The sequence below is a fragment of the Saliniramus sp. genome (assembly GCF_035311605.1).
GTDB lineage: Bacteria > Pseudomonadota > Alphaproteobacteria > Rhizobiales > Beijerinckiaceae > Saliniramus.
The window spans coordinates 1-7,535 of sequence record NZ_DATGCW010000347.1; the positions used below are offsets into that span (position 1 = coordinate 1).

Genomic DNA, 7,535 nt, shown 5'->3' on the forward strand with positions numbered 1-7,535 from the left:
CCGAAGCGATGTTTTCAAATTCCCTCGCACTTGTGGATGCATGCGATCTCACGCATCTGCACGTCTTCCCCTTCTCGCCACGCCCAGGCACGCCGGCCGCGCGCATGCCGCAGGTCGAGCGCAAGCTGGTCAAGGAGCGCGCCGCAAGGTTGCGCGCCAGGGGCGAGGAAGCGCTGTTGCGCCATCTTGAGCGCGAGATCGGCAAGACCCGTAACGTCCTGACCGAAACCGCCGATACCGGGCGCACCGAGGGCTTCACCCCGGTCCGCTTTGCCGCCCCGGTCGCCCCGGGCGAGATCCGGGCCGTCACCATCGCCGGCCATGACGGGCGCGTGCTGCACGCCGCCTGATTCCGCCTGCCCGCCTTTGTGCAGCGCAGCTTCGACCAACGGCGGGCCGCTATTTCGCATACTTTCGATGTGCAATACCGGCAAGCACGCTCCAGGACCGTATGACACCCCGCGCGAAGGCGTGCACGGCATCATTCTCTCCAAAGCCGGGGAGATGGGCGGAGACGAAGGATGACACGAGCGTTTCTCCCCACCCTCATTCCCTCCCGGCTGGGGAGGGAGGCTTCGCGCGCTTCAGGAACCAGTGGAGGCGCGATGCTGCCGCAGCGTCTGATGCAGGGCCATCGCGCCTATCGCGAGAAGGCATCCGGGCCGCAACGCGTGCGATTCGCCGCGCAGGCACGTGCACAGCAGCCGCAGACCATGGTGATCGGCTGCTGCGATTCACGCGTGGCGCCGGAGACGGTCTTCGATGCCGATCCCGGCGAGCTCTTCGTCTGCCGCAACATCGCCAACCTCGTGCAACGCAGCGATTCGCCGATGGGTGATGCCAGTGTGGCGGCGGCTCTCGAATATGCGGTGCTCGCGCTCGCCGTGAAGCATATCGTCATGCTCGGCCATGCCGGCTGCGGCGGGATCGCGGCCTTCGCGCGCCGCGCCACGCCACTCTCTGCGCAGAATTACACCACCCTGCTCGAACAGGCCTCGGTGGCGATGAGCCTGCGCCATCTGCGCAGCTATCCCTGCGTCGCGACTGCCGTCGAAGCGGGAAGCCTGACGCTGCACGGCGCCCATTTCGACATTCGCACCGGCGCACTCGCTCTCTATGACCAGCATACAGCCGGGTTCATTCGGGTCGCATAGAGGCTGTGCTGCATCAAGAGACTGGCGAGGAAAATCGCTTGCACAGGCCCGGCTCCCGGCGCTATGAGTAACGCAAGGCGGGCGTAGTTCAGTGGTAGAACGTCAGCTTCCCAAGCTGAATGTCGTCGGTTCGATCCCGATCGCCCGCTCCAATCTCTCGCGACACCGGCTGATGGATGCAGGCGGCACCGTTCCCGGGCCGCCGGCAAAGAGCCGTTGAGCGCAGGGCGTCCTCGCGGGAACCATGCATGCGAAAGGAAGCGCATTCTTTCCCTCAGATCGGCGGAGCGGCCCGCTCGGTGATCAACTGGCGGGCGGTGACCCTTTCGCGGTGGATCATGTAGAGACCTGCGCCGATGATGATGGCGATGCCTGTCAGGGTCAGCGCATCGGGGAAATCCCGGAACACCAGATAACCAAGCAAGGCCGCCACCGGCAGTTCGAGATATTGCAGTGGCGCAAGCGTGGCCGATGGCGCCAGAGACAGCGCGTAAGTCATCATGATGTGGCTCAGGGTGGCGAAGAATCCGACGCCGAGAAGCCAGAGCCACGCGCGCCCTTCAGGCCAGACCGGGTCAAGCATTGCGGACCCCGTGCCTTGAGCCAGCACCAACACCGGCAAGCACAGCAGGCTGGCGATCAAGCCGGTGTGGAATTGCATGGTGACGGAATGCATGCGCCGCGACAGCCCACGTGTGACGAGAATATATAACGCGAAACCCACCGCCGTACCGAGCGGAAACAGGGCTACCGTGCCGAAAGCCGAGAAGCTGGGCTGGATCACGAAGAGAACGCCGAGAAAGCCTGCCATCGCCGCGCCCACACGGCGCGGACCGACATCCTCGCCCAGATGGAACTTGCCCACCAGCAGCACGATGAACGGAGCCACGAACACGATCGCCAACGCATCGGCCAGCGGCATGACGCTGATCGCGGCAATGAAGCAAAAGGTCGAGGCAACCAGAAGCACGGCGCGAAACGCAAGCGCCAGCCATTGCTCGCGCGCCACGCGCAGCGACAGTCCCAGGATCCAGACGAATGGTGCCATCAGCCCACACTGCACGAGGAACCGTGCAGCCGTTATCTGACCCACCGGCACGCTGGTGGATGCCAGCTTGGCGGCCACGTCCAGCAACGGCGCCGTCACGCAAAAGCCCAGCATCAGGGCGACGCCGGCAAGGGTGCGGTCGGTCGAATGGTCGGCGAATGCAGCACGGCTCATGTATCGCGTTTAGACTGCACGGACATGCTTGTCTACGCGTGTTGCAACAGCCGGCTGCGCCCACCGGGTCATGCTGCAGCCGCGGCGCCGGATGGCTTGCAGCGGCTTGGGTGAATCATCGCCCGAAGCAGCATCCGGCCCCGGCGCAGCCTCTGCACGGAAGCGTGTCAGTCAAGGCCCCGGATCGCGCGTATCGCGGTTATTCAGGGGCCGCACTGCCGAAGAGCCGCACTGCCGAATCGCGTCGAAAGCGGCAGCGAACGCGAATCCGGACGAGCATTGTTGCGAGCGATGCTGCTTGCCGGCCTTTCCTGGCATGCCCCTGCGAAATCGCGCAGCCCGCATAGGCTGGGCTTCAGCTTGTTCTGACCGGAGACGCACCATAGCCTGTGACAAGGCAAACGGTCATGAAACGGGAGTTCATTATGCCCCTAACAACGGCGCAGCACGATGGGACGAGGGGGATGGCACGCGCCCGTCTGGCCGTCGATATCGGGGGAACCTTCACCGATCTCGCGCTGGATACGGGCGCGCGGGTATTCACGCTCAAGGTGTTGACGACGACACGTGCGCCCGAAGAAGGAGTGCTCGATGGTGTCGCGCGCATTCTCCAGGAGGCAGGGCTGAGCCCGTCCGATATCGGTCTTCTCGTGCACGGCACCACGCTCGCCACCAACGCGCTGATCGAGCGCAAGGGCGCACGAACCGCTCTGGTCGTCACCGAAGGCATGCGTGATTCCGTGGAAATGGCCTATGAGAACCGTTTCGAGCAATATGATGTGAATGTCGATCGCCCGGTGCCGCTGGTGCCGCGCGCATTGCGGCTGCCGGTCCGCGAGCGTCTCGCCTCGGACGGTTCGGTGCTGCTGCCGCTCGACGAGAACAGCGTCCATGCGCTTGCGGACGAGTTGCGTGAAGCGGGGGTCGAGAGCATCGCCATCGGCCTGATCCACGCCTATGCAAACCCGACCCACGAGCAGCGTGTCGCCGAGATCCTGCGCGAGCATCTGCCCGAGGCCTCTATCAGCCTTTCCAGCGAAGTATGCCCGGAAATCCGCGAATACGAGCGGCAATCGACCACCTGCGCGAATGCCTATGTCCAGCCGCTGATGGCGCGCTACCTCACCCGGCTCGGCGAACGCCTGCAGGAGGACGGGCTGACCTGCCCGTTCTTCCTGATGACCTCCGGCGGCGGGCTGGCGAGCCTTGATACCGCCATCCGTTTTCCGATCCGTCTGGTCGAATCCGGCCCCGCTGGCGGCGCCATTCTGGCGGCGCGCATCGCCACCCAGATGGGGCTCGACAGCGTGCTCAGCTACGATATGGGCGGCACCACTGCAAAAATCTGCCTGATCGACGCGATGACGCCCCTCAAGAGCCGCACCTTCGAGGTCGATCGGGTCTACCGCTTCAAGCGCGGCAGCGGCTTGCCGGTGCGCATTCCGGTGATCGAGATGGTCGAGATTGGCGCCGGCGGCGGCTCTATTGCACGGATGGATACCCTCGGGCGCATCCAGGTCGGCCCCGACAGCGCGGGATCGGAGCCCGGCCCCGCCTGCTACGGGCGCGGCGGCACCGAGCCGACGGTGACCGATGCCGATGTCGGGCTCGGGCGCATCGATCCGGCGCTGTTCGGCCAGGGCGCAGTGCGTTTCGATGCGGATGCGGCGCTATCGGCGCTCGCGGCGAAAATCGGCGAGGCAGCCGGCCTCGATGCGACGCATGCGGCCTACGGGATCTGCGAGATCGTCGACGAGAACATGGCCAATGCCGCGCGTGTCCATGCCATCGAATGGGGCAAGGACATCGCCGCGCGCACCATGATCGCCTTCGGCGGCGCCGCCCCGCTGCATGCCGCGCGCCTTGCCGAGAAGCTCGGCATCGACACGGTGATCGTGCCGCCGGATGCGGGCGTCGGTTCGGCCATCGGCTTCCTGATGGCGCCAATCGCCTATGAGGTGGTGCGCAGCCGCTACATGCGCCTCGACGCTTTCGACGCGGGTGACGCAAATGCCACGCTCGACGCCATGCGCGCGGAAGCCGAGGAGGTTGTTCGGCTCGGCGCCCCGGATGCGGCGCTGGTCGAAACCCGCGAGGCCTATATGCGCTATATCGGCCAGGGTCACGAAATCAGCGTCACACTGCCGGAGGGCCCTCTCGACGCGGATGCCGCGCAGACCATGCGCGCGGCATTCGACAAGGCCTATAGCGCGCTCTACGGACGCACGATCCCGCATCTCGGCATCGAGATCCTGAGCTGGACCCTGACGCTGCAGACCCGCCTCGACGCACCGGAACCCGTCGCACCCGGCGCGCAGGGCGGCACTGCGACAAAGCCGCGCACGACCCGCCGGATCTTCGACCCGGGCCTTGGAAAGATGGTCGAGGCGGGGGTGCATCTGCGCAGCGACCTCGCGCCCGATGCCGTGATCGCGGGACCGGCCCTGATCGCGGAAGCGCAGACGACCAGCGTCGTCTCCGCCGCCTTCACCGCCCGGATCGCCACTTCCGGCGCCATCGTCATGCAACGCCGCACAAGCCAGGAGGACCGGGCATGAGCACGCCATCCGCAGCGGGCGATACCGCCCTCGCCAATATCCGTCTTCAGATCATGTGGAACCGGCTTCTCTCGGTCGTCGAGGAGCAGGCCCAGACCCTGATCCGAACCGCCTTCTCGACCTCTGTGCGCGAGGCGGGCGACCTCTCGGCCGGCGTGTTCGATGCAAAGGGCCGCATGCTGGCCCAGGCGGTGACCGGCACCCCGGGTCACGTCAATGCCATGGCCGCGAGCGTCGGGCATTTCCTGGAGCGATTCCCGCTGGAGAGCATGGCCGAGGGTGATGTTTTCGTCACCAACGACCCGTGGCTTGGCACGGGCCACCTGCATGATTTCACCGTGGTCACGCCGACTTTCCTCGACGGGCGCCCCGTCGCGCTGTTTGCATCGACGAGCCATGTCGTCGATGTCGGCGGGATCGGTTTCGGGCCGGATGGGCGTCAGGTCTACGAAGAGGGCATCTACCTGCCGATCATGCATCTCGCCCAGGCGGGCCGCATGAACGAGTCGCTGCTGGCGATCGTGCGCGCAAACGTGCGCGAGCCGATCCAGGTCGAGGGCGATCTCTACTCCCTCGCCGCCTGCAACGAGACCGGCTGCCGCCGCCTCGTCGCGATGATGCGCGAATTCGGCCTCACCGATCTCGACCAAGTCGCCGGGCACATCATCACGCAGTCGCGCGAAGCCATGCTCGCGGCGATCCGCGCGCTGCCCGCAGGCGTCTACGAGAACAGCATGCGCGTCGATGGCTACGAGCGCCCCGTCGACCTGGTCTGCCGCCTGAGCGTGGGCGATGACGGCATGAGCATCGATTTCTCGGGCACCTCCCCCGTCTCGGGCTACGGCATCAACGTGCCGCTGACCTATACGGATGCCTATGCCAGCTTCGGCGTGCGCTGTATCGTCGGGGGCGACATCCCCAACAACTGGGGCTCGCTCGATCCGATCCGCGTCGATGCACCGGCGGGCTCGATCCTGAATGCCCCGCATCCCTGCGGCGTGGCGGCGCGGCATGTGATCGGGCAGATGCTGCCCGATGTCGTGCTGGGCTGCCTCGAACAGGCCATCCCCGGCGGCACGCCGGCGGAGGGCTCGTCGAGCCTGTGGAATCCGACGCTGATGGGCGGGCACGGCGTGGTCGATGCGGATTACGGCGCCGCGACGCCGTTTGCCATGACCATCTTCCATACCGGCGGAACCGGCGCGCGGGTGAACAAGGACGGGCTATCGGCCACGGCCTTCCCCTCGGGCGTGCGCAACACGCCGGTGGAGATCAACGAGACGATCTCGCCGCTGGTTTTCTGGCGCAAGGAATACCGCACCGATTCCGGGGGGGCCGGGCGTCATCGCGGCGGGACCGGGCAGGTGATGGAGATCAGCCATCGCGAAAATGCGCCGTTCTCCGTCGGCGCCATGTTCGATCGCTGCGCCCATCCCGCACGTGGACGACAGGACGGCGGGCCGGGCGGGAAGGGCAACGTGCGCACACAGGGCGGGCTGACGCTGCGTCCGAAAGGCCGCCAGACCGTCCCCGCCGGCGATTGTCTCGTGCTTGAGACACCCGGTGGTGGCGGGCTCGGCGACGCGTCCGCGCGTCCGGTCGCGGCGGTGGCGGAAGATGTCCGCAACGGGATCGTCAGCCCGCAAGCCGCCAGGGACGCCTATGGCGTGGTGGTGGACGTCCGCGGCACGGTGGACGAGGCCGCCACGAAGGCCCTGCGCGGCTGAGCATGCGCAAAGTCCCGCCTGCCCTCACGGGCGGGCGGTGGCCTGCTCCGGCAGCCAGGTGGCGATGCCGGGGAAGAGCGTCAGCAAAACGATCGCCACGATCATGAGGAAGAAGAAAGGCAGCGCCGCCCGCGCGATATAAAGCAGATTCCTCCCCGTGAGCCCCTGCAACACGAACAGATTGAAGCCCACCGGAGGCGTGATCTGGCTCATCTCCACCACCAGCACGAGATAGATGCCGAACCAGATCAGATCGATCCCGGCAGCCTGCACCATCGGCAGGATCACGGCCGTGGTGAGCACCACGACGGAAATGCCGTCGAGGAAGCAGCCCAGAATGACGAAGAGCAGCGTCAGCGCCACGAGCAGCATGTAGGGCGACAACTGCATGTCCTGGATCAGCATCGCCAGCGTGCGGGGGATGCCCGTATAACCCATCGCGACCGAGAGAAATGCGGCGCCCGCATAGATGAAGATGATCATGCATGAGGTGCGCGTGGCACCCATCAGGCTGGCCGAGAAGGTGTGCCGGTTCAGGGAGCCCGTCAGCGCCGACAGGACCAGCGCACCGGCCACACCGATCGCTGCCGCCTCCGTCGCCGTGGCCCAGCCGCGATAGATCGAGCCGATGACGAAGGCGATCAGCAGGATGACCGGGATCAGCCGCCGGGATGACCAGAGCTTCTCCTTCAGCGTCATCCTGATGTCGGAAATCGGGATCTTCGATGGGTTGAGGAGCGCCCAGCCGCCGACATAGAGCATGAACAGGGACGCCACCATCGCACCGGGCAGAATGCCGGCGATGAAGAGCTGCACGATCGAGACTTCCGCAGAGACGCCGTAGACAATCAGGATAATGGAAGGCGGGATCAGC

5 protein-coding genes, 1 tRNA gene and 1 pseudogene are annotated in these 7,535 nt (G+C 66.0%); 5 read left to right on the forward strand and 2 right to left on the reverse strand.

The window, feature by feature from the left end:
* The 3 genes and pseudogenes from VKP01_RS15295 to VKP01_RS15305 all read left to right on the forward strand — a co-directional run.
* Positions 1 to 350: pseudogene (locus VKP01_RS15295) on the forward strand (tRNA (N(6)-L-threonylcarbamoyladenosine(37)-C(2))-methylthiotransferase MtaB); the annotation flags it as partial.
* Positions 351 to 605: 255 nt separating this feature from the next.
* On the forward strand, positions 606 to 1,154 hold the full coding sequence (locus VKP01_RS15300) for a carbonic anhydrase (protein WP_324413795.1): 549 nt from the start codon (positions 606 to 608) through the stop codon (positions 1,152 to 1,154).
* A 77-nt stretch (positions 1,155 to 1,231) separates the two neighbouring features.
* Positions 1,232 to 1,306 (forward strand) — tRNA-Gly (locus VKP01_RS15305).
* Positions 1,307 to 1,428: 122 nt separating this feature from the next.
* Here the strand turns inward: VKP01_RS15305 and VKP01_RS15310 are convergent.
* Positions 1,429 to 2,376 carry a DMT family transporter gene (locus VKP01_RS15310; RefSeq protein WP_324413797.1) on the reverse strand — a complete coding sequence of 316 codons (948 nt, stop codon included), beginning with the start codon at positions 2,374 to 2,376 and terminating at the stop codon, positions 1,429 to 1,431.
* Between the two features lie 464 nt (positions 2,377 to 2,840).
* Here VKP01_RS15310 and VKP01_RS15315 point away from each other — a divergent pair, with 464 nt between their 5' ends.
* Positions 2,841 to 4,934: a hydantoinase/oxoprolinase family protein gene (locus VKP01_RS15315; RefSeq protein ID WP_324413799.1), complete on the forward strand. Its 2,094-nt coding sequence runs from the start codon at positions 2,841 to 2,843 to the stop codon at positions 4,932 to 4,934.
* Positions 4,931 to 6,661, forward strand: a complete 1,731-nt coding sequence (locus VKP01_RS15320) for a hydantoinase B/oxoprolinase family protein (protein ID WP_324413801.1) — start codon at positions 4,931 to 4,933, stop codon at positions 6,659 to 6,661. Before VKP01_RS15315 ends, VKP01_RS15320 begins: the two co-directional genes overlap by 4 nt.
* A 24-nt stretch (positions 6,662 to 6,685) precedes the next feature.
* Here VKP01_RS15320 and VKP01_RS15325 read toward each other — a convergent pair.
* A partial coding sequence (locus tag VKP01_RS15325; protein WP_324413802.1) for a TRAP transporter large permease occupies positions 6,686 to 7,535 on the reverse strand: 850 nt, incomplete at its 5' end.